Source organism: Bacteroides faecichinchillae JCM 17102, from assembly GCF_000614145.1.
Taxonomy (GTDB): domain Bacteria; phylum Bacteroidota; class Bacteroidia; order Bacteroidales; family Bacteroidaceae; genus Bacteroides; species Bacteroides faecichinchillae.
This window is the reverse complement of the sequence record NZ_BAKK01000003.1, coordinates 170,252-196,790: the sequence shown is the minus strand read 5'-3', so window position 1 is coordinate 196,790 and position 26,539 is coordinate 170,252. Positions and strand designations below refer to the sequence as shown.

Sequence of the window (26,539 nt, the reverse complement as noted above, 5' to 3'; positions counted from 1 at the left end):
GAAATGAAAACAAACAAGTCTATCGATGGATTGCCAAGAAGTATGTTTGAATGGATCAGGGAAAGGCTAAATGTAACCCCTATGTCATTTAAAAAAATAACAGAGAAAGAAATACAAGAGATTAAAAAGAAAATAACCATGTGGCCACCGGAAAAGGCAAAGGAAACGTTTAACGCACAGTACGTGATTACCTATCCGATTAAAAGCAAGAAATCCGTATACATGGGTAAATATACACATAAGATGGACTTGATGATGACAAAATGGGGAGAGCATCTGACTGTCTCATTCCTGGTTACTAAAAAAGGGAATAAGAATATTGAGAAATATATTAAGGATGTGGAGGAAGCATTTTGGTTTGAAGATTGATGGGTGATAATAATGTCGCATAAAAAACAAATTATAACTATAAAAATATAGTCACTAATAAATATTTGCCATACTGACTAGCGGTTCATAAAGTTTCTCTATATCTTGCGCATCCATCTCTATCTGTACCTGATCACCCGGCATTAATCGCTGTGCTTTAGGAGGCCAGTTTTTCCGGTCACGATGAATATTGATAATGATACATCGCTCCGGCAAACGAAGTTCATCAACTTGTTTTCCATCCAAATAAGAACCACTCATAACCTCTACAGACAAAGTATAACGGGCTTCCGCCTGGAATACGGGAGAATGAATCATATCATCATACAGCGTCACATTGAAAGGTTTGATTTGCAGCATTTCGGTAAAATAGTAGGTTAATCCGCCCACCACTATTGAAGGATAAAAAACTTCCAGATGACCGGTAATCTCAGTAATCAATACAATAGCAGTCAATGGAGTACGAATGACGGCAACCAAAAAAGCAGACATACAAATCAGCATTATATAGCTAATATGCTCGTAACTGATGAATCCATAACGCACTAAAATGAGAGCTATGATCTGTCCGATGAGTCCGCCAGTTACCAGTGTCGGAATAAAATTTCCACCGGGAAGTCCGGAAGAAAAAGACAAGACGCTAAAAACCAGATGCAATATCATCATACTCGTAATCCATAAGAGTTGTGTATCCGGATTCATCGCCTGAGAAAGTAGAAACTGTTCACCCCCACCCGTCAAATTGACTTCTGTCATCGAAATTAAATAAGCAATAAAAAGAAGGTATAACATCTTCATATAAACGGGATGTTTGATTGCCGGATATATGCGTTTAAAGTAGAGTGTCACCAAAGAGAATAATTTTCCGGCAACAGAAATAGCAGCAGCCAACAATAGGAAAAGCTTCACTTGTCCCCAGAATGTTAAAGCCGGCATTACCGCATCTATATGTGCATAAGCATTCATTGGAAACATCCAACTGGCTACACCCCCCGCCACCACTCCTGCCAACAAAGTTGTTATAGCTGTTTTAGGAGCATCAAATCGTTCGATAGATTCAATAACTAATAATGAAGAAGCTAATGGAGCAGAAAAAGCGGCTGCCAATCCGGCACCTGCACCAGCTGCCAATAGCTGTTTACGTTCACCTGCCAATACATGTCCCCATTTAGAAACCAAACATCCTACATAAGAACCGATCTGTACGGAGGGACCTTCACGCCCTAATGACAGTCCGGTGCTCAATGCGAGAATACCTCCTACAAATTTAGAAACCAATTCAATAAAAGGATGTTTATAAGAAACTCGTCCGTTAATTACTCCACGAGTCTGAGGAATGCCTCCACCTGTAATCAAAGGCATTTTTCTTACCAGCCAGGCAACAAAAATAAGTATGCCCCACATGATCAGGAAAAGAGGGATATACCAATACCATTTAGGATGAGAATCAAAAAAATCGTGACGGAAATCAAAGAATAGTTGAAGTAGATAGTGATAAGGTGCAGCAATAAGCCCTGTCAGTAGCCCCACAAAGATACTGACAAAGTAAAGTCGCGCATCAATCAACTTCAGTTTCATGTCGCGCCAGTTTTTATTATCTTTCAATTGTTTTATATATTGAAACATTCGCATATTTCTCACTGTTTGACTCACACGACATGGATGAATCACATAATACGTGTGACACATAGAACAATCAAAACCTAGCGAAGTTTTCCGAGAAAAGTTATTTTTTATGCAAGTTTTCTATAACGATTACTCTTCATTGAATTTAAAAAACGAAAAATATGCCTGGTTACCTTCCCATCAGATTTAACCGGACGATAGCATGCACGATAAAGTAAGAACCCAAAGCATTATAATCCGCATCACGAATAGACGTAGCGGTAATCGTACGTATCTGGGAAGTATTTTGATGAAGAATATCATAGATTTTAAAACGAAGCAGGAGTTGTTTCTTTTTCAGGAGTGCTTTAGTCAATTGGCAATTCCATATATAGTTTTCCCGGGCAAGTCCTTCGTAACCATAACCTTCACGTATGAAATAACTCAGGTCACTATAAAGTTCCATATTCCAGGGTAGATAAAGCTGCATAGTAGCCCCCATCTGATAATCATAAGTTTCCGTCCGCATCTCTCGTACATTATTATATGAATTATTATAACGTATTCCGGCATTTGCAGAAACTTCTATTTGTTTGGTACGATAGGTTAGTTGCAAACGTTCTCGCAGCATGAGATGCTGTACGGAGCTTTTTACAGGTGCTTCTTTATTAATCGTTGTATAGCTATTCTGGTTTCTAAACTGGAAATTAGAATTGTTACGGAAGATCCAATTACGATTCTTAAAAGGATTATTAAGAGAAAAAGATCCTGAAGTACGCCAGTTTCCATTCATATTGACGGGAGTCGTAGTCCGTACTCCTGTTTCATTGTCATAAGTCACCTGATTGGTTACACTATTCATTGTATTTTCTGCCAAAAGAACAGCAGCCATATTGCGACGGGTTTTCGTATTATAGGAATTAAAACTCATCGTAAGCGTGTTTGTGTAAGAAGGCTTCAACGATGGATTTCCAACACGTATATATAAAGGGTTTGTCTGATCGACTACCGGTTGAAGATCACGAATATTGGGCTGACGACTTTTTCCTCTATATACAATCTGCAAGCGAGTGCGTTTAGAAAACTTATAGCGAAAATTAACAGTAGGAGAGAAATTGATGACTGATCTTTCCAACTGATTCTCCGGAGCATCCTTCAAAATAGAATGACTGGTTGACTTCTGCGGCTCTACATCTGCTCCAACATTATAATCGTATTTCTTACGATTGGTACGTACGGAGAGATTCAACAAATGATTACTATATTGATTCTCGAAACAGTTACTTGCATCCTCATCATAATCGGGAGTGAAGTCTTGTAATTCCTTATCCCAGTTGTAGACAAAACGGTCAGAATTATTCACCTTATATTGATAACTATAACGGAATTGAAGAAAATGCAACCACGGCAACGGTTCCACATAAACCATCTGTAATCGATAATTATATCCGTCTGCATTATCTTCTATCTTTTGATTCTGGATCTTTTTTGTATCATTTTTAAAATATCGTGTAGTAGAAAGATTTCTTCTGTCTGTAGCTGAAGTATTTGTTCCATAATCTACCTTCAAAGCAATATTTCTTCCCCGCTGATTGAGTTTACGGCTTAATTGTAACATCATTGCCACATTATAACGGGAACTATTAGTGCTTCCGGATGATTCTTTTTTATTCAATAAGACATCATTTCCCCATCCCTCCTGAGTACCTACATTCTCTCTGTTGTTCTTGACTAAATTATATTGTGGACGAAAGATCAAAGTGGTAACCGTATCTATCTTCCATTCCAAATAAGCATTGGCAACCAAATTATGATTTTTCGTATAGGAGCTATTCGTACTATTTGTAATTGATTTATCCTGGCGAAGGAAATTATCTATAGTCGTCCGGCTATTCTCAGAACGGTCCGTTCCCATATATTGGACATTTGATCGAAACTCGACATTCTTCCAGTTATAAGTAGTATTGACTCCTAATGAACGGGAAGTGGTAAAACCATTCTTACCACGAACATTGCCACTAGAACTGGATGATTCTTTCTGTAGTTCCGAAAAACCTTGATTATTCGTATTATTTAGATTTCCGATAACGGTAAGTTGGGAATTATCACGAAAACGATTTAGCGTGTTAGCCACCTCATAGCGATCCTTGCTTCCCATTCCTGCCATGAAGTTTTCCCTCCAACCTTGTTTCATATTCTTCTTCACCGAGAGATCGAGAATCATTTCTTCCTCACCATCATCTATTCCGGTCAAACGTGCCAAGTCAGACTTCTTCTCATAGGCTTTCAGTTTCTCTATCATTTCAACAGGCAGATTTTTGAGTGCAGCTTGCGGATCATCAAAAAAGAATTCTTTGCCATCTACCAGAAACTTCTTCACCTCTTTTCCATTAATCAATATCTTACCATCTTCGTCTATTTCCGCACCCGGCAGTTGTTTCACCAACTCTTCCAGCATCGAACCTTCAGGAGTGCGATATGCAGAGGCGTTAAAAACAGTCGTATCCCCCTCAGTTATAGCCATAGGTGCTTGTCCGACAATCACCGCTTCTCCCAACATAAACTTCGGGAAACAAATGGATATCTCCTAAATTGGCAACTGAAATTTTAGAAGAGATGGGGATAATACGATAAATGGTTTTATATCCTACAAAAGAAACGTGTAAAAGCAGAGAATCTGCCTTCTCTTTTGAATCATTTGTAGTTTTGTGTTCGAAAGGAGTCAGTTTAAATATTCCTTTATCATCAGTAGCACCACCTACCAACATCGTGCTATCCGGAAATGACAACAACCGGACCGTAGCAAACGATACCGGTTGTTGTGTTTCTGTATCAACCACCCGTCCGGCAAAACTCTCGCTACCGGACTGAGCATAGACATCCATGCTATTCAGTAATATCACATAAATAGTAATCAAACAAAACTGAAAAGAATAGATATATCTGCCTATGCTCACCTTGTGTTGATCTAGAGGAAGTAATTTATAATAAACCTAATAACCTATTTCTGTAAATGATGTTGAACATGTTGTTTTTGTTGTCTCTGACGATCTCCCTGACCAGGTTTCTGTCCCGGTTTCTGCCCTTTTCTACGATCAAATTCTTTTTTGAATTTACTTGCATTACTCTTTTCTTGCTGATATAATTTCAATATCTGCTTCTGAGAAAGTATTTTGCTAAATTCATTATAATATTTCTCGCGGATATCCAACATCTTACGACTTTGTGCAAATTGGCCTTTCAACATTTTTGCAATATCTGCATCAGTCATTGCAGGCTTCGGAGTTTTATTAGCCTCAGCATCTTGAGTTGCTTCTTTCTTCACTCTAGGTTTAATGTTCATCATGCGACATTCACGCAATTCTTTCATATATTTCTGATATATAGGAGTAAATTTTGCAGTTGTGGCATCATCCAACATCAGTGCCCTTACCATTTGGTTGGTCTGTATCTGCATCATTTGTTCAGGCGTAGGGCGTTTCTTCTCTTGGTTGGCTTTATTCTGCGCAGAGAGAGAAAGTTGGCTTCCTATTAACAGCGTAGCTAATGCTACATACATAAATTTCTTCATAATTCTGACTTTTTAATTGATTCACTTTTTTAATTTAAAAATATATCATTCTCAGAGAAGCTGACGAGCTCTTCCAACTCCTCATCTGAAAGATTCTTAATCCAATTATCTACCGGATCGATAGAAAGAGTTACATTATCAACAGCTAATACTTTTGTATCTGACAATGGAGAATCCGCAGGAAGGAATGATGGCACAAACAGCAATCCTGCCAACACAGCTGCTACAGCAAATGTTGTAGCTACAATCATTTGCAAACGACGTCTTTTCTGACGTTGCGCAATGCCGGTTTGCACCATGACTCTCCGCTGAACTTCCTCAAAGAAGTTATCGGAAGTACGATATGGAGTCTGCTTACCAATATTGTCAAAATCAAAATCTTTATCCATGATATTATCTATTTATTATATATTCCTTTATTTTATCCTTTGCATAGTGATAATTCACCTTGAGTGTTTCCACCTTACTACCCAGAATGCGTGCTATTTCTTCATATTCCAATTCGTCATAATAACGTAAGTTGAAAACAAGCCGTTGCTTTTCTGGTAAACTTAAGATGGCCTCTTGAAACTTCACTGCCAATTCGTTTTCATAATCTACATAATCAGAGGTTTTCAATTTACCAATCAGTTCTTCTTGTATTTCTTCCGCTGAAATCACTCCTTCCTTACGAGCATTAAAAAAGCGAAGACATTCATTGGTAGCAATCTTGTAAATCCATGTACTCAATGAACTTTCATTACGAAAGTGATCCAAATGACGGAATACTTTTATAAAGACTTCCTGTAATATATCCTCAGCATCTTCATGAGATACTACTATCCGTCGAATATAATAATATAACGGTTCCTGAAAGTTATCCATTAGCAACTTGAATCCTCTATCGCGATTGGAGGTACAAGCTTCCCGGATCTTATTTTCGTTTATCATCTGTTCATCTGGGCTTTGTTAGATTAGAACGAAGAAAGAAGCCGAAGTTAAATCTGAAAAGAAGTCTTTTGTATTTATTAACTTATAGAGCCTTATTACAAAGGTTCCCATGGTTTCTAATAAACAACCATGGGAACATATAAAAAAAGAGAATCATCAAATAATCTATTTTTCAGTGTCTGTACAATAATTCCAATATAAACGATTACCAAAACTTATTATGTTCCTGACTATACTCAAAGCCTACTGCTTTTAATGTATTAACAAGTTCAACCTTATTCACTTGCATATCTTCACAAAGTTCATCAAGTGAAGAATAACAATCACGCAATTTCATATTAATGACACTAAACAATATCATCGGGTCTTTGGGCAATTCCATCTTTATCTATTCTTTAAAATCTGGTACAAAAATACTACATAGTTACCAAATAGCCTAACTGTTTGATAAAAAAAGATAAGCTGTATTGATATAACAATCAAGGTAATTTCGTACATTTGCATAATATCTTCAAGAAGAAACCATTCTTAAAAGGAAAGTTCAAATATATGTTTGCAATACGCTTAAAACAATTACGAGAAGATGCAGGTTTACCACAGAGAAAACTTGCAGCAATATTAGACATAGATACAGCAACATACAGCAAAATTGAAAATGGCCTATTCACATTAAAAAAAGAACATGTCTCAGTTCTTGAAAAATTCTATGGGCTTGAAAAAGACTCTTTGGCAAAATTATGGTTGGCGGATAAGGTCTATAACGTAATTAAAGATGAACCAGCTGCGAAAGATGCTCTTAATGAAGTAAAAAAAATATTGTAATCATGCCATCATTCACATATACTCCTATAGTTGCAAAGGCGCATACACCACCCTATAAAATCCATAAGTATTTTGCACGTCGTCCTCACAACGTATTTAACCAGCTCATTGAAAATTTTACATCACCAGGGGAAGTTATTCTTGATCCTTTTTGTGGCGGAGGTGTTACCATTTATGAAGCGGTCATTCAAAAAAGACGCGTCATTGGATGTGATCTTAATCCTCTATCGATATTTATCGTAAGAAATATGATAAAAAAGTCAGAGGAGATTTCAGATCTAGAAGACTGTTTTAAGGAATTACGCAGTTATCTTGAATCTCTTACCAAAGACTATATGTTCTTTGAGTTGGACAAACAGAGATACGACTTGTCTTGGGCAGAAATGGCTTTGACAATTAAATGCCCAAAATGTGGAAGACTATCAACACTCACAAATGACTTAAAAATCAAAAATGGCAAATACCATTGTTTGAATAAGTATTGCGAGCTAAACAAAGAAGGTGAAATTGATATTGCATTATGTGAAAGAGCTGAACCTCAGTACATTTCCTTAGTAAGTGCAGCAAATAAGAAACGAATTATCAAACTTTACAAAGAAGATGACAGAATTCGTTTTAAGGCGCATATGTTTTTTTTAAAAAAAGAAATAATTGCTAATAATATAAATATACCTCGTGACCTTATTCCTATGGACTGGGATCGTCAATTTGAAGATGGTCTTGCCAAAAAAGGAATTCTATATTTCCAAGATTTTTTTACCAAAAGGAACTTAATGATATTGTTGCTCCTAAAGAATAAAATCAATTCTTTTAAAGATAAACTTGGAACAGAGAAGTACGAACTTGTCAGAATAATGTTCAGTAACATCCTGAAAGATTGTAACATTATGTCATTTACAAATGCAGGATGGCAAAGCGGATCTCCAACAACGTGGAGTAAACATGCTTATTGGATTCCTAATCAATTTTGCGAAGTATCAATCATACCTGCATTTGATAAATCTGTTGCAAGAGTATTGGCTTCAATTAATTACAATAATAGTATTGATTATACACCAGTTAAAACATCATCAATAGACGATTTATTGAATAATAAAGCTAATGTCTTACTCTATAATGCACCTGTAGGCCATACAGATATACCAGAAAACAGTATAGATGCCATTATTACGGATCCTCCATATGGTAGCAATGTGCAATACTTAGAATTGTCACATTTCTGGTATCCTTGGAACCAAGATTTATACGATCGTTATCCTATTTTTGAAATCGAAGCGGTTGCCAATAGAAAAAAGGGATTCAATGGTGCAAAGAGCCAATATGATTATGAAGACAATTTGCATGAAGTTTTTAAGAACGCATACCGAGTTCTTAAGCCTATGAGGTATTTGTCTTTAACATTTAACAACAAAGATATTTGCTCTTGGTTAGCATTATTATTCTCTATATTCAAAGCAGGATTCACATATGATAATATGTACTTTCAGGATGGAGTTAAGAATTACCGCCAGACTGCACATACGAAAGCAAAAGGATCGCCTTATGGAGATTTTATTTACACATTCAGAAAGGTTGCTAATAATCCTGTGAAGATATATAAGGATGAAGAAGATTTTATTCATGACATTGATAATATTTTTCTTCAAAAAATTGATTGTAATGATAAGAACAGGAATGAGGTTATATTGCAGATGTTTGCTGACGCAATACCTTTGATTGATGCGTTCGCAAAGACATATCTGCGAGCAAACGGCACTCATCATCTTTACACTCATTTCAATAAAAAATATTTAGCAAAATTATACGATTCTGAAAATGAGGACGAGTGAATCTAAAGCCATAACTAATCAAGTGTTATTTGAAGCAAAGCTTCCTGATTATCAAGAGATCATCGAACGCCTTGCATCAAAATATCACGTTGTTGATGGAAGTTACTATGAAGGTCTTGTAAACTTCAAGACCAATATGATAGTTCCAAAACACAAATGGTATGATTACAAGCAAGGCTATTCTGAATTGCTTGTAAAACATATCATAGAAGAAGAAAAGCCATCAAAAGAACATTATATATTGGATCCCTTCTGCGGTGTTGGCACGACTAATCTCACATCGATTAATTTAGGGTATAAAACCGTTGGATTTGATATAAATCCAATGGCTATATTAGCAACTAAAGCCAAAATTCATCACTATTCTCCAAAGGAAATCTCATTAATTAAAGAGTATATAGAAAACTTCATACTACCTGATACAAGAGTAGAGATAGAAGCAGGTCGTGTCATTCAAACTTCTTTTATGGAAGATGTTCTTGAAATCTTACTTAAAATTCGATTCTTTGTAGATAGCATAGATAATAATGCTGTTCAGGATTTCTTTAGGCTTGCTTTGATTTCTATTATAGACAAATGTTCCCTAAAAGTAAAAGATGGCAATGGTTTGAAATTCAAGAAGAATTATAAGGCTGTACCCGATTTGGTTCAGTGCTATTTAGATAAGGCTGAAGAAATGTTATCTGATATTCAGTTATCAAACAGTGACAATGAGAGCAAGATAATTTTCGGTTCCATGATAACTGAGGACGCTTTCAAACAGGTAGAGAATATTCCTGTGGGGTTGTGTGTGTTCTCACCTCCATATGCTAACTGTTTTGATTATTGTGAGGTTTATAAGCTTGAATTTTGGATTGGTGGTTTTGTTCAATCATATGACGATTTTGAGCGATTTAGATCAATGGCCTTGCGTTCGCACGTAAACTCAAAATTCAGTCATGATTTTACAAACAGCAACAAGGATGTTGATACTATAGCATCACTTATATCTTCATTCAATATATGGAATAAAAATATACCAGATATGATTAGAGGGTATTTTGATGACATGGAGTTGATGATAAAAAACTTATCCAAAATCCTTGTAGATAAAGCTAAATGTTATATTGTAGTTGCGAACTCTGGATATAAAGGCATATTGGTTCCAACCGATTTGCTTCTTGCAGACATTGCAGAAAAATATGGTTATGAAGTTTGTAATATCTACCACGCACGCAAAATACGTTCTTCCTCTCAACAAATGCATATTCTGAATTCAGAATTTGACAATTTAATGAGAGAATCAGTAATTGAACTTCAAATTTCCAAATAATTATGATATATAAAAAAACACTATCAAGACTGGCTTTCGTTAGAAAAGGCCATCGAAGCATTGCCTACAGCGAAAGCAAGAGGTAACGTATTTGAGGAGTTTACATTTGCATATTTTACGATAAAGGCGCAGATGTATCAAGTTGCAGAAATTTATACTTCTGCAGACATTCCTGACAAATATAGAAAAAGTTTGAAACTTGGTAACAAACAACATCAAGACAGTGGTGTTGATGGCCTGATTATTACAAAAGAGGGTAAGTCAATAGCCTATCAATGTAAGTTTCGTTCTGGACGAATAAAGCCAACTTATGAAGAGCTTACAAAATTCTGGTCTGATGGACGTTATTGCGACTTCTGTTGCACTGTTGCCAATTCTTATTCTGTGAGTAATCTTTCTGACAAACATAAAGAGAACCTTCAAGTTTTGGCAAAAGACTTTGACACGCTTGACAAAACCTTTTTCGATCTTCTTTTTGATCTTGTAAACAACGAGAATATTAAGAAGCACAAGGTTTTCCATACTCCCTATACTTATCAGGAACACATCATCAATGAAGTTATTGAAGGCTTTTCTGTAGAAGATCGAGGCAAGATTATTGCAGCCTGCGGTACTGGTAAAACACTTACTTCATTATGGATTGTTGAAACGATGAAAGCTGAGACAGTTTTGTTCTTAGCTCCGAGTATATCCCTTGTAAAACAGACACTTGAATCTTGGGCGGATCAGGCGAAGGTTCCATTTACTTATTTGTGTGTTTGTAGTGACAATACTGTTTCTTCAAATATTAATGACGACGAAGCTGATATTAGCGTATCACAATTAGGCGTTCCTGTTACAACCGACATTAATGAAATCGCTAACTTTTTGGATAATACGAAGGGAAAGGTTCGTTACATCTTTTCAACATATCAATCTACAGATAAGATATCAGAGGCGCAGAAGATAGCCAAAGATACTTTTGATTTGATTATTTGCGACGAAGCACATCGTACAGCTGGTTTACGCTCAAATTTTTCTTTGGCACTTGAAGACCAATTCATTCGTTCAAAGAAAAGACTTTTCATGACTGCAACAGAAAGAATGGTAAGGCCGCTGCTTAAACGAAATGCTGAAGAAAGCGGAAAAGTGATTTTCTCAATGGATGATGAAAATGCCTATGGCTCACTTCTTTCAAAATACAACTTTGGTAAAGCTATTCTTGACAAGACAATCTCTGATTACAAAATAATCGTGGCTGGTGTAAAAGAAAGCGAGGTTTATAATTATATTGCGGAAAATAAACACCTTAAAGTAGAGGATCTTGACGAAAATTCAAAAATACAATCTGCAGAAATACTATATTCAAAGATTCTTTTGGCTAAAGCGATGAGAGAGTTTTCTATCAAAAAAACAATCTCATTCCATTCTTCTATTCAGAGAGCAAAAAATTTCGTTTCAGAAAACGGAGAAGAAATTTCCTTATCAAGCGTCATTAGAGAATTAAATCAGAATATTGAATCGTCAAATCTCTATATTGAGAATATAAATTGCCAAATAGATGCTGGCTCTCGAGCACAAATCCTTGATAATTTCAGAAACTCTGAGTTTTCTGTCATATCAAATGCAAAGTGTCTCACAGAAGGTGTCGATGTTCCTATCATTGACAGTGTATATTTCATTGATAGAAAGAAGTCTCTAGTAGATATTGTACAAGCATGTGGACGAGCATTGCGAACGAAAAAGGGGGTTGCCAAGACCGCATATTTCATTATTCCAATTTTGATTCCTGAGTCATCTGTAGCTTCAGATATACTTCATTCCGAGGATTTTGAAATTGTTTATAACATTATTCAGGCTTTGCGAGATCAAGACAACAGATTGGAAGATTGGATTAATCGTCTGAATAGTGAATATATAGCAACGGGACGTATTGGCAGAAGTCCGACAGAAAATGATCCTGTGTCTATTCAAATAGAAGGCGTTGATATTCAACAATTCTCAGAAGAGTTATATGTTCAGATTGCTACAGTCAATGCAAACCCAACCGATGCACAAAAGAAACAAGTATTTGGGAAGGGAGAACGCAAAACAGGCCATTCAAGAATCTTTAAAACTATTGGCGACTTTTCTTTTGAAACCTTTATAAAAAACCTCATTGATCCAACGATTAACATATTTAGGGATAAAAAACGGAATATTATGTCGGGTACAGATCTCAAGTATAACCACAACAATGTGAGCCATACTTTTAGACTTGGCTTAACAGAAAAGGATGGTAAGAACTACAAACTTACACCACTTGGTGAGTATTACCTTGACGGAGAAATCAAACCACGCGATTTGTTTAAGAAACAGATGTTGAGATACTCTAATACACTGGAGGATCAGAGGAGCCAACGAATCCTCTTCCCTTATCGTGCATGTTTAGAGATTTTAAAAGGACTTGAGTCTTTTGAACCATTAACATTCAATGAATTTGCTTTCTGTATTTATCCTATGTATGACAGTACAGAAGAATCTATACAGACTGCTATTGAAGACATCAAATATTTGAGAAAGAATTATCCAAAGTTGGAAGCTATTAGCATGGCAAACCAACCTCAAATTCTAGAGGCGTTGAATAATCACTTTACAACTTCTCTCACGGAAACTGATATTTGGGGCGCAAAAACGACTACAGTAAAAAATCAATTTATATATTTCCGTAATCATCTGTCACTTTTTGATGAGATTATTGTAATAAAGAATGGTAATATTTGCCTTAAAACAGATATTTCAGCCAAGGATATTGAGAAAATCTTATCAGTAGACAGAGGTATTGAAAAAATTGACAAAAAGAATTGGTTTGCTAAATATACAGAAGTATTTATTATGCTTATAATATTCGGTTTAGTGTAAGAATTACTTAAACACAATTTCCAAGCCCAGACGTTCAGTTGCAACCGTTTGTCTGGGTTATACTTTGGGACTATTCGAGACTATCGCCCATTGTCAAATGTATATACTTCCAATTAAGAGACGTTACAATTATGGTGTATATTACGATAATATTCCGAAAATAGCCATAACCATCAATAAAGTTTAATAAACAGAATGGAGTGCAACTCAATAAGTTACACTCCATTTCACTATTGTTTGTGATCGTTATTTTTGTTTTTTATTTCACTTCCTCAAAATCAACGTGATATATTTATCAGCGACTTGCATACACGTGTTGCAAATATAACGCAAATCTGAAAATAAGCATTCATAAGCAACACACGCTCTTGTTCACAAAAGTACGATTTTTATTCATAAATAACGAGATGTAAACGCATAAAAATCAAAAGAAAGCGATGTTTTTAACAGATTCTTCGGTTTTATCCTTACCTTTGTGTATGATATTGGGATATTATACCCAAACAACAATAAGAAAACGATGCAGATACATAACAAATTCAAGTTGTAAAACTATTTATTATATTGAGATATGTCAATATGGAGCAAACTCATAGGAATCAAGAAAACCGAGGATAGAAACAATGTCATCGGCAATAAAACTACCTCTGTACCATGTAGTGCCCACAATTATGCCATAGTAGATGTTGAAATAGGCTTGAAAGACCATAGAATCCATGATATAGGAGCCCTCAAGCATGATAACACGACATTTCATAAAACCTCAAAAGAAGAACTATTCATTTTCTTAAACGATGTAGACTACATCTGCGGACACAATATCGTTCACCATGATGCTAAATACCTGTTTACGGACAAAATATGCCGCTGGATTTTAGTTGATACACTTTATGTTTCGCCTTTACTGTTCCCTGAACACCCTTACCACAGGCTTATGAAAGATGACAAACTGATGAGCGAACAAATGAACAATCCGGTGAACGATTGCAAAAAAGCAAAAGACTTATTGTTGGATGAAATAGCATGCTGGCATTCATTACCGAAAGAAAAGCGTATACTATTTGCATCGCTGCTGAAGGGCAAAAAGGAATTTGAAGGATTTCTCAGTATGGTAAGTGCAGAGTATATCCATAAAGGAATACCTGAACTTATTAAAGAACTTTATGCCGGAAAAATTTGCCAACATGCCGACCTTGACATGCTCACCAATCAATATCCATGCGGATTGGCATACGCATTGGCTCTGATTGACACCACCGATTACCGCTCCATCACTCCCGGATGGATACTTTATAATTATCCGGAAGTGGAATTTATCATAAAACTCCTGCGACACACTACTTGCAAAGAAAGCTGCGACTACTGCCATACGCAATTGGATGTGCTCCATAACCTAAAAACATTTTTCGGATATGAGCGCTTCCGGACATACGAAAGCGAACCACTGCAAGAACGTGCTGCCCAAGCTGCGGTAAAAGGGAAATCGCTGCTGGCAATATTTCCTACCGGCGGTGGTAAATCACTTACCTTCCAACTGCCTGCACTCATGGCGGGACACTCCGTGCACGGGCTTACGGTTGTCATCTCCCCCTTGCAGTCCTTGATGAAAGACCAGGTAGACAACCTTGCCGACAGAGGCATCACGGATGCCGTAACCATAAATGGGATGTTAGACCCTATCACAAGATCACTGTCCATACAAAGAGTACAAGACGGAGAAGCCTCGTTGTTGTATATCTCTCCCGAAATGCTCCGTTCAAAAACAATCGAGAAAATATTGATGGCGCGCCACGTTGTAAGGTTTGTGATAGACGAAGCGCACTGCTTTTCTTCATGGGGGCAGGATTTCAGAGTTGACTATCTCTACATTGGCAAATTCATCCAAAAATACCAACAAAAGAAAAAAATGCAAAACCCCGATACCTGTATCCTGTTTCACGGCCACGGCAAAACAGAAAGTAATCCAAGACATCTGTGACTATTTCAAGCAGACTTTGGATTTGAACTTGGAATTATTCGCATCAACAGCCTCAAGAACAAATCTACACTATTCCGTCATACATGTAGAGAATGACAATGACAAATATTTAAAACTGAGAGAACTTGTAGCAGAAGCCGATTGTCCGACAATTGTTTACGTGTCACGCACCAAACGAACAAAGGAACTGGCTGCAAAACTGACTCGTGACGGTTACAAGGCACTCCCTTTCAATGGGAAAATGGAAGCCGATGAAAAAATTGCCAACCAAGATGCTTTTATGAACGATCAGGCACACATCATCGTGGCCACATCTGCATTTGGTATGGGAGTCGATAAGAAAGATGTCGGTCTTGTAGTGCATTATGATATTTCCGATTCGCTGGAGAATTATGTACAGGAAGCTGGCAGGGCAGGTCGTGATCCTGGTCTTAACGCACGTTGTTATGTGCTTTACAGTGACAATGATTTGGACAAGCATTTTATATTGCTAAACCAAACGAAACTTAGCATTAGTGAAATACAACAGGTATGGAAAGCCGTCAAAGACCTTACCAAACACCGTATGAAAGTCAACTGTTCTGCGTTGGAAATTGCCCGGCAAGCAGGATGGGATGATTCGGTATCTGACATTGAGACCCGTGTACGGACAGCATTAGCAGCTTTGGAACAAAGCGGATACTTGGTAAGAGGAAACAATGTACCTCATGTATATGCCACGGGAATAATGGTAAAGAATATGGACGAAGCAAGAGAACGCATAGCAGCATCACTACTTTTTGGCAGCGATGAAATAGAAAAGGCAGTCCGTATCATCAAGTCATTGATTTCTCAAAAACATATCGCCAAGGCTCAGGATTCGGAAGCAGAATCACGAATCGATTATCTGGCAGACATTTTGGGACTAAGCAAAAGAGATGTTATATCTGTAGTGGAGCGCATGCGACAGGAAGGTATATTGGCAGACAGCAAAGACATATCTGCCTATTTGCAGGATGCAGGTGATTCGGAACGAAAGTCACAAATTCTCCTCGAACGCTTTGCAAAACTTGAACAATACATCCTTAATCATATTCCCGACGGAGCTTTACGAATATCATGCAAGCAACTGAATGAAAATGCAGTGAACGACGGCATCAATACATCCAAAGAAAAAGATATCCGGACACTACTCTATTTCCTCACCGTCAAAGGATATACGCGTAAAAAAGAAGATGCAGCTCGTAACATGGAGATAAGTCGTCAGGCAGACCTAGAATCCACCATCAGGCGATTTGAGAAACGATTGGAAATAAGTCGCTTTGCCGTGGAATGGCTATACAAATTAGCTTTTGATGCAGAAAAAAAGAATGCACTCGACAAAGCCATCCAGTTCTCCGTAGTAGAGCTTCTGAACCGAATAAAATCAAATTTCCAATCCCTTTTTGGCGGACTTGATGACATTCAATTAGAAGACGTGGAAGAAGCACTTCTGTATTTGTCGAAAATCGGTTCACTAAAACTTGAAGGCGGATTTTTGGTACTTTATAATGCCATGAATATCCAAAGGATAAAGGACAACAAGTCGAGATACAAGCAAGACGACTATCGGATGCTCAACGAATTCTACAAGTTGAAAATCCAGCAAGTGCATATTGTAGCGAATATGCCAATCTGATGGTAAGAGATTATCATGCGGCCTTGCAATATGTTCAGGACTATTTCCAAATGGACTACAGAAAGTTTGTCATAAAATATTTCAAAGGAGACAGAGCAAACGAGATACAACGTAACTTGACACCACAGAAGTACAAACAATTGTTCGGACAATTATCCAAACGGCAAATGGATATTATTTCCGATAAGGGTTCACGTTGCATTGTAGTCGCAGCCGGCCCAGGTAGTGGAAAGACACGTGTATTGGTCCACAAACTGGCCTCACTTCTGCTACTTGAAGATGTGAAACACGAACAGCTCCTGATGCTGACCTTTTCAAGGGCAGCCGCTACGGAATTCAAACAAAGGCTCATGGAGTTGATAGGCAATGCCGCCCACTTTGTCGAAATAAAAACCTTCCACTCTTATTGCTTCGACCTCCTGGGACGGATAGGAAATCTTGAGGATTCAAAGAATGTCGTTTCAAAGGCAGCCGAGATGATATGCCAAGGAGAAGTAGAACCAAACAAAATCGGTAAGACAGTATTGGTTATAGACGAAGCCCAAGACATGGGAACAGAAGAACATGCGCTTGTAAAGGCTCTGATGACTAACAACGAAGAAATGCGTGTGATAGCAGTAGGAGACGATGATCAAAATATCTATGAATTCCGAGGTTCCGATTCTGGTTATATGTACCGGCTGGCGCAAGAAAGCGGAAGTACATTTGTCGAAATGACCGAGAATTACCGCAGTGCGCGCCAACCGGTGGATTTTGCCAACGGATTCTTGAAAACTATCAATAAAAGGATAAAAAGTACACCTATCACCTCTATGAGAAAAGAGAAAGGTTGGGTGGAAGTGATACGTCATCATTCAACATATATGTATCAGCCGCTTGTGGAAAACTTACTTCAACACAAGGACAAAGGCACTTCGTGTGTACTCACCCAAACAAACGAAGAAGCTGTCATCTTGATAGCCCTCCTGCGAAAGCATGGTATAAACAGTAAACTGGTACAATCAATGGACGGTTTACGTTTTTGGAACATGGCGGAAATGAGATACTTCCTAATGTATATAGACAAACGGATAAAAACACCGCTAATCACAGAAGAACTATGGGAAGAAGCCAAGCATGCAACCTTTTCTATTTATGACAGAAGTATGAGTTTGATGTATGTGAAGCGGTGTGTGGAACAGTTTGAACAAACCAACAAAACAAAATATTTCAGTGACTTCAAGGAGTTTGTATTTGAGTCGTCAGTGGAAGACTTTTGCGACACATCAGGCACCGATGTCGTGGTATCAACTATCCACAAGGCCAAAGGCAGGGAGTTTGATGATGTATATATGCTCATATCTGACAACTATATAAAGGATGCCCATCTGATGCGTCGATACTACGTAGGAATAACCCGTGCAAAAAACAGACTATTCATACATACAAACGGCGATTGTTTCAATCATTTAAGTGCAAACCAATACCTCATTGACCAACAACACTATGATATGCCTGAAGAAATTATACTACAGCTCTCTCACAAAGATGTCTATTTAGGATTTTTCAAAGAACGGAAACAAGAAGTTTTAGCACTAAGAGGAGGAGATTCTTTAATTTACAATGATTTCTTCTTGTATAGCTCATCGGCCGATAAACCTATAGCAAAATTATCATCAAGAATGCAGGGCACATTATCTGAATGGGAACAAAGAGGTTATAAGGTGCAATCTGCATCTGTACGGTTTGTTGTGGCATGGAAGCCCAAAGATGCACCGAAAGATGAAACGGAAACGGCTGTTCTCTTAGCAGACTTGAGACTTTCTTTGTAAGTTAAAACACTTGAAATTATCATATTATCACTACCTTTGTGATAAGAATTAAATATTATACGAATAATGCAGATACATAACAATACATTGATAACAGAATGCTCAGCTTACGATTTCAAGGAAATGCTGGAGCGTAAGAAAGTGAAGTCGTGGCTTAAATCCGTGTCGGCTTTTGCCAATACGGACGGTGGCAGTTTGTTCTATGGAGTGAATGATGACGGCGTAATTGTAGGGTTGGAGAATCCACAAGCCGATGCTGATTTTATCAGTGAAATGATAAAGGCACGACTTGACCCTGTGCCGGAAGTTCAACTTATTCCGATAAAACACGAAGGGCATACCCTGCTTGAAGTGAAAGTAAAGACAGGAATGCTTACACCTTACTATTACTATCAGGATGGAACACGTACCGCATATATGCGAATTGGCAATGAAAGCGTGGAGTGTAATTCGCAACAACTTCTTTCATTGGTATTGAAAGGTACGCACATGACTTGGGATTCACTGCCTACCCAAGTGGATGCCAGCAAGCATTCTTTTGTTATCCTTGCCAATACCTTCCGTGAGCAAACCCATCAGGAATGGAACGAGAAGTATTTGGAATCATTCGGACTTGTCACTCCTGACGGAAAACTAACCAATGCCGGATTGCTGTTTGTGGATAATTGTACCGTATTCCAATCACGTATTTTCTGTACCCGTTGGACTGGACTCTATAAAGATGATGCCATCAGTTCTGTAGAGCATCGGGATAACCTAGTATTGCTATTGAAATACGGCATGGACTTCATCAAGAACTACACTATGAGCGGATGGGTAAAGATGCCCAATTATCGCCTAAATCTTCCCGACTATTCCGACCGTGCCATCTTTGAAGTTGGTAAACCACCTTATCCATAGAGATTATACCGTGATGGGTGGTGAAGTACATATCGACATTTATGATGACCGCGTAGAACTGGTATCACCCGGTGCTATGCTTGACGGTACACAAATTCAAGACCGTGACATATTCAAAGTGCCTTCCATGCGCCGTAACCCTGTCATTGCGGATGTGTTCACACAGTTGGATTATATGGAGAAACGTGGTTCCGGCTTGCGCAAAATGCGTGAACTTACAGAGAAGTTGCCCAACTTCCTGCAAGGAAAAGAACCGCAATATCAAACGGAAGCGACTTCTTTCTATACCACTTTCTATAATCTGAATTGGAATGAAAACGGAAGAATACCCGTTGAAGAAGTAGCCAACAGGGTAAATAGTACCCTCGAAAAGTACCCTGTAAACGAAGAAAGTTCGGTCGAAATGTTCGGTGTAAACAGCAAAAGTTCGGTGAAAACCTTCGGTGATACGCAAGAAAGTTCGGAGAAAGGTTCGGAGATAATGCAAAAAGGTTCGGAGAAAAAGTTCGGAGATTCGAAAAACAAATCTAAAAGTATTGGGAAAACAGCACAAAAGATTATTGATTTCGTCATTTCCGACCCATCAATGTCTGCAGAAACAATGGCCTATAAAATAGGAATAAGCTCCCGAGCCGTAGAAAAACATATTTCAAAACTTCGTTCTATGGGAATCTTGTCTCGTGAAGGAGCAGATCATGGTGGCTATTGGCACATTGTTATTAATCCTCAAACTGAGCAATAAACCTATGGGAACATCTTTCATACCATTCAGTGCAATAATTGCCGTTTTGATTATCGCCTTTTTGTTTGCTTCCTTACCACAGGTAAACCATAAAATACGATACAGAGTACTTTATGCAATAGCCATCATCATGCTATTAGCCGTTATTCCTATCAGTGAGTATATGGCCAGGGATACCAAAAATTCAAACAACAATTATCTGCTTGTTCTGATATTCGATATTGCAGTAGGTTATTTCTGTATGTACATTGCCGCATTGCTGAAATTCAATGTCCTTAAACAAAAGAATCAAGCATTGGAAAATGCCTTGACCGAAAAGCAACAAGAAAATGTAGCAATTCTATTGGAACATCAGAATGAAAAGAAACAAGCACTTCAGCAAAGAGAACTTGAATGGTTGGCAGGGAAAATAAAGATGTTTACCGAAGAAGAACAGAAAGCTATTCTTGCCAGTGCTTGCGCATTTGCAGAACACGGTTTGATAATCAAACCTTCAATAACTATTCAGCAAATAGATACATGTAGTCAACAAGATCTTATGTATTTTGTTTGTTCCGCCTTTTTCAACATGGGCAAGAAGCGTAGTGATATTGTAAGTTTCTTATCTCAGGTCTTTCCGCTTTACTTTCCTGCAGGAAAAAGTGTATTGGCTAAAAAGATGCCGGGAGTTGAAAAGATAAAGGAAATGAGAGAAAAGGAAAATAAATCTAAGTAGGAATATTCAGTAAATATCCCTAAAAATAAAATGGGTATGCCATTTTTATTGTAAACGGTATAAGTCTGCATAAACACTAGGGCAGGATGCTCACGATGATAACACATAGCATAATAAACACTTGCCTTTGTTGAGTGTTCTATCTTTTCAATGATGTTCTATATTTGTTCTCTTATCATAATCCAATGTTTTATTTTATCCCATGTGAATAAAATCGTCTTGACAATAAGTTTTGTTTAAAAAAAACCATCTACCTCCTCTGTTACTGTACATGAATATATGATATGGCATTATCACAAATAACCACACAAGTGTCAACAAGACCGTAACGATAGCCTTGTTTACAATCTTTCCAACGGAGTCGATATGTGCAAAAATCTTTTTCATCAGAATAATGTGTAAATGAATGGCGCTATTGCAGAATCCGCAAAGATTACGAATAGCCCAACTATCAACAGCAACAGAATGATTGGTGCAAGCCACCATTTCCGTTGTGAGTATATGTATATAAACAGTTCCTTTATTAAATCCATATCACTTCTTTATTAAATTATTACCTATTACCAAAGCATCCAAACCAGAGTTTAAGTAAGTCCTAATTGCATCTTCCGGAGTGCATACTATCGGTTCACCCATGACATTGAAACTTGTGTTCAGCAACATCGGGCATTCTGTTTTTTCATAGAATGCTTCAAGCAATTTGTATAGCTTGTTATTATATTCTCTATGTAGAATCTGAGCTCTTGCACTCATATCTTCATGAATGACTGCATCAAATCCCTTTTTCTTCATCGTGTAGGTGAACATCATGTGTTCGCTTTCCGTTCCGTGTAGTTCCATTATCTCATCTGCATACTTATCCAGTATTACAGGTGCAAACGGACGGAACTCTTCACGAAATTTAATCTTGGAGTTTACCTTGTCTTTCATCTCTGCATTCCTCGGATCTGCAAGAATGCTTCTGTTACCCAAAGCTCGTGGTCCGAACTCCATTCTGCCTTGGTACCAACCAACGACTTTTCCTTCATACAACAGTTCTGTTACTTCATCACACAATTCTGCATCTTTAAGATGCTTGTATATCAATCTATTCTGTTCAATTGCTGCCACTATACGATTATCATTATATTCAGGACCTATGAATGAAGTATCCTCAATCTTACCATTCATCAATAATGAGCAAACCAATGCTGCACCAATAGCACATCCAGAATCATCAGGAGCATAAGGCACATATATGTTGTCAAACAAGTGAGTCTTTAGTAATACACCATTGGCGGCACAATTCAAAGCGCAACCGCCCGAGATACATAGATTGGTCTTGCCCGCTACGTTCTTTGCAGTAACTGCCAATTTACAGAAAATCTCTTCCGTAATTGACTGTATTGCCAAAGCAAGGTTCTTGTGAGATGTGGTAATTTCTTCTCCAACATTTCGTTTACTGATACCAAATAACCTTTCCCACTTCTTGTCATTGACCATCTTATCGGAATACATGAAAGAGAAGTACTTTGTATTGAGCACAATACCTCCATCCTCGTGGATCTCTACAAGATTATCCTTAGTTATACTGACAAAGCGCTTTGTTTCTTCCGAATCCTTGTTGCCGTATGGTGCTAATCCCATGACCTTGTATTCATCAGAGTTCACTTTGAATCCCAAGAAATACGTAAAGGCAGAATACAATAGTCCTATGGAGTTTGGATAAATTTGCTGTTGAATCAAAGTAATTTTATCATTAGACACACTATAAATAGATGTCGTAGAATCCTCACCAACCGCATCCAATACCAGTATTGCAGCATCCTGATATGGTGATAGGAAATATGCGTTAGCAGCATGTGCAAGATGATGATCTACAAATCGAATGTCAGCCTTAACACGACTATAGACTTCTTTCAGCTCTTTCTTTATGGTCTTTCGCATATTCAGTCGTTCTTTGAGCCATATAGGAACAGACTTCAAGAAACGATCATAACTTTTGGGAGCATAAACAATACTATCCTTAATGATGCGTTCGAACTTCCTGAATGGTTTCTCGTAGAAAGTAATAACATCCACATCATCTAATGATATTCCTGCGTATTCCATACAAAACTGAATAGCCAAAATCGGGAACCTGTTATCATGTTTCTTCCTGCTGAAACGTTCCTCCAACGCTCCAGCTACGATTTGTCCGTTCACTATTAGTGCAGCAGACGAATCATGATAATATGCAGTTATTCCCAATACGACCATCAGAACTTCATATAAAAGAAATTTATACTTGGATTATTTGCCAATAAGATGTCAAGCACAAAAATTATACTTGTTATTGGAACTTCTTTCAAAATATAGCGATTCGAATCCTTGTGTCTGAATATGATATCCTTGGTAGAACTTCTGTCAGCAAACCATAATGCACACAAAGAAACAAATACTCCAACCACAATAGAATTGTCTATAGGTTGATATTCCGTAACCTTTATAAGACGAAACACAAAATCTTCAATTCCATTAACATCAAACAGTTGCCATAAAAGGATGCAAACCAGAAAGACGAAAAAACCATAGTATCTATTGCCCTTGATATTAAGGTTTCGTTCCGTTATTAAGAGTATCGCATGAGTTATTCCCCACACGATAAACGGGATAGACAAGTCATGCCATATTGCACTAACAACAAAAACCAATAAAATATTTAATCTCCATTGCCTTGCTGATATTCTGTTGCCACCTAAAGGGATATAAATGTAATCTCTCAACCAAGTTCCTAATGTGACATTCCATTTCTTCCAGAAATCTCGAAATGTCCTGCTACAATATGGTGAATCAAAGTTCTCAGGAAGATCTATACCTAACAATTTACCAAATGCAATGGCAAAAATAGAATACGCATAGAAATCAAAGAAGAAAGCCACTCCATAACATAAAATGCTACATACCTCATTCAATCCATCATAGTCATCATTGCATAGGATATATAATCTGTCTGCAATGACAAATTTATAGAAACACGCAAAGATGCACATCTTGATTGGAAGATAAAGTTTCTTCAATGTAGGTTTCTTCTTCCCTCTCAGTTGCCTAACAAAATCATCGACTCTATCAATCGGGCCTGCAAATATCTTTGGAAAGAAGAATAGGTAGCAGAGAATTTCCAAAGCCGTATAATTCTTGTAATCACGATATTGGTTTATAATCAAAGATATTGCAGAAAATGCAAATACAGAATAACCTAAAGGAAGGATCAATCCCAATGGGCTTTTCAATGTAAAGAATGCCGAAACGAGAATAGCGATGTCAGTAATTACCACAGCTTTACTCAGGCTCCTTCCTATAAATTTGGAAGATAACACGATGATAACAGACATAACAAGGAACATCAAGATATACATCTTGACGAAGCAAGTCAATACACCTACACTTGACAACCATATTAATGTCTGATATAGTTTTGTCATTTTTTTAACTTTATATGGTAGATGCCATCATTGATGCCGAAGACACCTGCAAACCATAGTTCATTATCAGAAATGCCAAAAACAGGATCCCACTCATCACCAAGAGTATGTGTTATCTGTCGGCTTTGCTTCTGTTCCATGTCATAGATAAACAAATCCCAATTTGTATTCTTGTTTCCTGCATAAGCAATATACTTCCCGGAAGGTGATACCGCAATATCCCAAATATCGTATGGGTGCTTTAATACAACGCATTTCTTACCAGTTGCTATGTCATAGCTTTTAATCACAAAGTGGCTATCTTGTGTTTCTTTCTGAATATAATAGATGTGTTGATCGTCATTCGAGAATACTGGTCGCCAACACTCTACACCATCTTCAAATTGCGTTTGTCTGCCTGTTACGATATCATAAAGTACAATGCAGGGAGTCGTGTGATTCATTGTCCAGGAAGGAAAAGCTATTTTTGTTGCCGATTTATTGACACATGGAATAGCTCCCTTTGCTGGTTTCTTGTTAATGGCAACTTGATGTCCTTTAAAAAAGTCATAGAGAATAACATCTGTATTCAAAGACTCTTGTTCGCCTTCTGTAAACACAAGGTATCTACCATCATTTGAAATCATAGGATGCACCAGTTCACTAACACCTCTCCACAATTCCTCACGATTACCATTGTTCACATTCAATCTATTTATGGTATAATAGTGCTCTGTTTGAGACTGATACACCATAGTACCATCGGCATAAATCGTTGGATAACGCTCATGATAATTACCCTCACTCAAATAGTCATACCCACCACTTATTGAGCTTAACTCTTTGACAATCCTCTCTGCTATAAGCTGGTGTCCAACTACATTCATGTGCTCATCATGTGTAAAGAATGGAAATGAGTTGGATTGCCTGAACTCCGTTGTCAAATCATAAAGCTCCACTCCAAGAGCATTCGCTACCGATTGGCATAATTTGTTTGGAATAGAAAGGTCTATTTCTTCTTTGCTTATATTGTACTCATCCAAAACCTCCTTCAACAATTCTGGCGAAATCTGTTCTTTTGAAGGGATAAAGATAAGTACCAACTTACCACCGATAGATTCAACTTCTTTTTTGAATTCTGAGATACTTTCCTTGAATGCCCTCTTGTCGGCTTCCTTGTAATCAGACGTTTGTTTGAAGAAGATATTGTTGTCAATATTATCTTCCTTGTTAGGAAAGAATGGTTCCGTCCATCTGCCTAATGGCAACTCATCGCTATTGGCTATGTTATACTCGAAGTAGCGATATAGTGCCGACCACTCCATGATGTAATCCTGTAAGGATGGCTGATGTTCTCTGATATTCATAAAGTCGTTAAAAGCTCCTATCTGAAGGAACACAACTTTGGGAGACAACTTTTTGCCCTTGTCTTTGAAATAATTCAACTCATCATAAAGACCAGCACCACTTATACCTGCATTAACTATGACTTTATCGGGGAAGTCTTTATAAATCAAAGAGCTGAACAACTGATTGTATTCTACCTGAGCACCTTGTGTATATGAATCTCCGATAAATAGCCAATCACATTTTTCAATCTTCTGCTCCTGTGAGGATAAATCATCAACCCTATATCCTTGGCAATTTGTCTTGTATCGTGTTACAAATTCAGGATCATTGAACTGTTGGTCGAGATAAGGTTTATTGAAATAGTATTTCCCATGCAGTTCATACAGGTTCGGTATCTCTTTATATGCATACACCATCGTGAAAATCACCTCTGCATGAAAGAGTATACTCGCAATAGTTACAAGGTTGAATGCCCAAACTTTCAACCTCAAACTACGAACTCTCGAAATGGCTAAACCGATACTCACGATAGTTATTGTCAATAAAAAAGCAATGACCATACTCTGGTAGTATTGCCATAAAACTATTGGATTCCACAATAGCAGTAGCACCAATAGTAGGTTCATTACTTTCAGTCGCTTTCGAG

The 26,539-nt window shown here is 37.5% G+C and carries 15 protein-coding genes and 3 pseudogenes; 8 read left to right on the top strand and 10 right to left on the bottom strand.

The genetic code is table 11. The annotated features are described in order from the left end of the window. Positions 1–369 (top strand): hypothetical protein (locus JCM17102_RS02850; protein ID WP_025073904.1); only part of this gene is annotated, 369 nt, incomplete at its 5' end. 54 nt (positions 370–423) lie between these two features. Here JCM17102_RS02850 and JCM17102_RS02845 read toward each other — a convergent pair. The 6 genes and pseudogenes from JCM17102_RS02845 to JCM17102_RS02820 all read right to left on the bottom strand — a co-directional run bounded on the left by JCM17102_RS02845 (position 424) and on the right by JCM17102_RS02820 (position 6,857). Further along, on the bottom strand, positions 424–1,995 hold the full coding sequence (locus JCM17102_RS02845; RefSeq protein ID WP_025073903.1) for a ClC family H(+)/Cl(-) exchange transporter: 1,572 nt from the start codon (positions 1,993–1,995) through the stop codon (positions 424–426). A gap of 169 nt (positions 1,996–2,164) precedes the next feature. Continuing rightward, positions 2,165–4,931, bottom strand: a pseudogene (locus tag JCM17102_RS25925) (outer membrane beta-barrel protein). A 44-nt stretch (positions 4,932–4,975) separates the two neighbouring features. Continuing rightward, positions 4,976–5,548 (bottom strand): DUF4890 domain-containing protein, encoded by a 573-nt coding sequence (locus JCM17102_RS02835; RefSeq protein WP_136498532.1) that lies wholly within the window; start codon positions 5,546–5,548, stop codon positions 4,976–4,978. A 26-nt stretch (positions 5,549–5,574) separates the two neighbouring features. After that, positions 5,575–5,934, bottom strand: coding sequence for a hypothetical protein (locus JCM17102_RS02830; protein WP_025073901.1), 360 nt, complete (start codon positions 5,932–5,934; stop codon positions 5,575–5,577). A gap of 4 nt (positions 5,935–5,938) precedes the next feature. Beyond that, a complete protein-coding gene (locus JCM17102_RS02825) occupies positions 5,939–6,475 on the bottom strand; it encodes an RNA polymerase sigma factor (protein ID WP_025073900.1) in 537 nt (178 codons plus the stop codon). 205 nt (positions 6,476–6,680) lie between these two features. Further along, entirely contained in the window at positions 6,681–6,857 is a 177-nt protein-coding gene (locus tag JCM17102_RS02820; RefSeq protein ID WP_025073899.1) for a DUF4250 domain-containing protein, read from the bottom strand. 167 nt (positions 6,858–7,024) lie between these two features. On the opposite strand from JCM17102_RS02820, the gene JCM17102_RS02815 reads away from it, so the two are divergent. From JCM17102_RS02815 to JCM17102_RS02785, 7 genes and pseudogenes are all read left to right on the top strand, one after another. Then, positions 7,025–7,297 (top strand): helix-turn-helix domain-containing protein, encoded by a 273-nt coding sequence (locus JCM17102_RS02815; protein ID WP_025073898.1) that lies wholly within the window; start codon positions 7,025–7,027, stop codon positions 7,295–7,297. A gap of 2 nt (positions 7,298–7,299) precedes the next feature. Next, positions 7,300–9,126, top strand: a complete 1,827-nt coding sequence (locus tag JCM17102_RS02810; RefSeq protein WP_025073897.1) for a DNA methyltransferase — start codon at positions 7,300–7,302, stop codon at positions 9,124–9,126. After that, complete coding sequence (locus tag JCM17102_RS02805) at positions 9,113–10,438, top strand: DNA methyltransferase (protein ID WP_025073896.1); 1,326 nt, start codon at positions 9,113–9,115, stop codon at positions 10,436–10,438. The genes JCM17102_RS02810 and JCM17102_RS02805 overlap by 14 nt, the downstream gene beginning before the upstream one ends. A gap of 60 nt (positions 10,439–10,498) precedes the next feature. Beyond that, entirely contained in the window at positions 10,499–13,318 is a 2,820-nt protein-coding gene (locus JCM17102_RS21720; protein WP_025073895.1) for a DEAD/DEAH box helicase family protein, read from the top strand. Positions 13,319–13,889: 571 nt separating this feature from the next. After that, positions 13,890–18,764: pseudogene (locus JCM17102_RS25920) on the top strand (RecQ family ATP-dependent DNA helicase). Between the two features lie 66 nt (positions 18,765–18,830). After that, a pseudogene (locus tag JCM17102_RS25915) lies at positions 18,831–20,406 on the top strand (RNA-binding domain-containing protein). A gap of 4 nt (positions 20,407–20,410) precedes the next feature. Next, positions 20,411–21,121: a hypothetical protein gene (locus JCM17102_RS02785; protein ID WP_025073894.1), complete on the top strand. Its 711-nt coding sequence runs from the start codon at positions 20,411–20,413 to the stop codon at positions 21,119–21,121. 386 nt (positions 21,122–21,507) lie between these two features. Here JCM17102_RS02785 and JCM17102_RS31185 read toward each other — a convergent pair whose 3' ends face one another. From JCM17102_RS31185 to JCM17102_RS02765, 4 genes are read right to left on the bottom strand one after another with little or no spacing between them, the layout of a single operon-like run. Then, positions 21,508–21,654 (bottom strand): DUF5989 family protein, encoded by a 147-nt coding sequence (locus JCM17102_RS31185; protein ID WP_230583511.1) that lies wholly within the window; start codon positions 21,652–21,654, stop codon positions 21,508–21,510. A gap of 1 nt (position 21,655) precedes the next feature. Further along, the gene (locus JCM17102_RS02775) at positions 21,656–23,359 is read right to left on the bottom strand and encodes a carbamoyltransferase family protein (protein WP_025073892.1); all 1,704 of its coding nucleotides are present in this window, start codon (positions 23,357–23,359) and stop codon (positions 21,656–21,658) included. Then, on the bottom strand, positions 23,359–24,564 hold the full coding sequence (locus tag JCM17102_RS02770) for an MBOAT family O-acyltransferase (RefSeq protein ID WP_025073891.1): 1,206 nt from the start codon (positions 24,562–24,564) through the stop codon (positions 23,359–23,361). The genes JCM17102_RS02775 and JCM17102_RS02770 overlap by 1 nt, the downstream gene beginning before the upstream one ends. Then, entirely contained in the window at positions 24,561–26,519 is a 1,959-nt protein-coding gene (locus JCM17102_RS02765; protein WP_275564312.1) for a GDSL-type esterase/lipase family protein, read from the bottom strand. Before JCM17102_RS02765 ends, JCM17102_RS02770 begins: the two co-directional genes overlap by 4 nt. Positions 26,520–26,539: the final 20 nt, after the last annotated feature.

Bases quoted from the DNA above. Each gene is read 5' to 3' on its own strand.
- JCM17102_RS02845 (WP_025073903.1), bottom strand. From the start codon at position 1,995: ATGTTTCAATATATAAAACAATTGAAAGATAATAAAAACTGGCGCGAC.
- JCM17102_RS02830 (WP_025073901.1), bottom strand. From the start codon at position 5,934: ATGGATAAAGATTTTGATTTTGACAATATTGGTAAGCAGACTCCATAT.
- JCM17102_RS02825 (WP_025073900.1), bottom strand. From the start codon at position 6,475: ATGATAAACGAAAATAAGATCCGGGAAGCTTGTACCTCCAATCGCGAT.
- JCM17102_RS02820 (WP_025073899.1), bottom strand. From the start codon at position 6,857: ATGGAATTGCCCAAAGACCCGATGATATTGTTTAGTGTCATTAATATG.
- JCM17102_RS02815 (WP_025073898.1), top strand. From the start codon at position 7,025: ATGTTTGCAATACGCTTAAAACAATTACGAGAAGATGCAGGTTTACCA.
- JCM17102_RS02810 (WP_025073897.1), top strand. From the start codon at position 7,300: ATGCCATCATTCACATATACTCCTATAGTTGCAAAGGCGCATACACCA.
- JCM17102_RS02805 (WP_025073896.1), top strand. From the start codon at position 9,113: ATGAGGACGAGTGAATCTAAAGCCATAACTAATCAAGTGTTATTTGAA.
- JCM17102_RS02785 (WP_025073894.1), top strand. From the start codon at position 20,411: ATGGGAACATCTTTCATACCATTCAGTGCAATAATTGCCGTTTTGATT.
- JCM17102_RS31185 (WP_230583511.1), bottom strand. From the start codon at position 21,654: ATGGATTTAATAAAGGAACTGTTTATATACATATACTCACAACGGAAA.
- JCM17102_RS02775 (WP_025073892.1), bottom strand. From the start codon at position 23,359: ATGGTCGTATTGGGAATAACTGCATATTATCATGATTCGTCTGCTGCA.
- JCM17102_RS02770 (WP_025073891.1), bottom strand. From the start codon at position 24,564: ATGACAAAACTATATCAGACATTAATATGGTTGTCAAGTGTAGGTGTA.
- JCM17102_RS02765 (WP_275564312.1), bottom strand. From the start codon at position 26,519: ATGAACCTACTATTGGTGCTACTGCTATTGTGGAATCCAATAGTTTTA.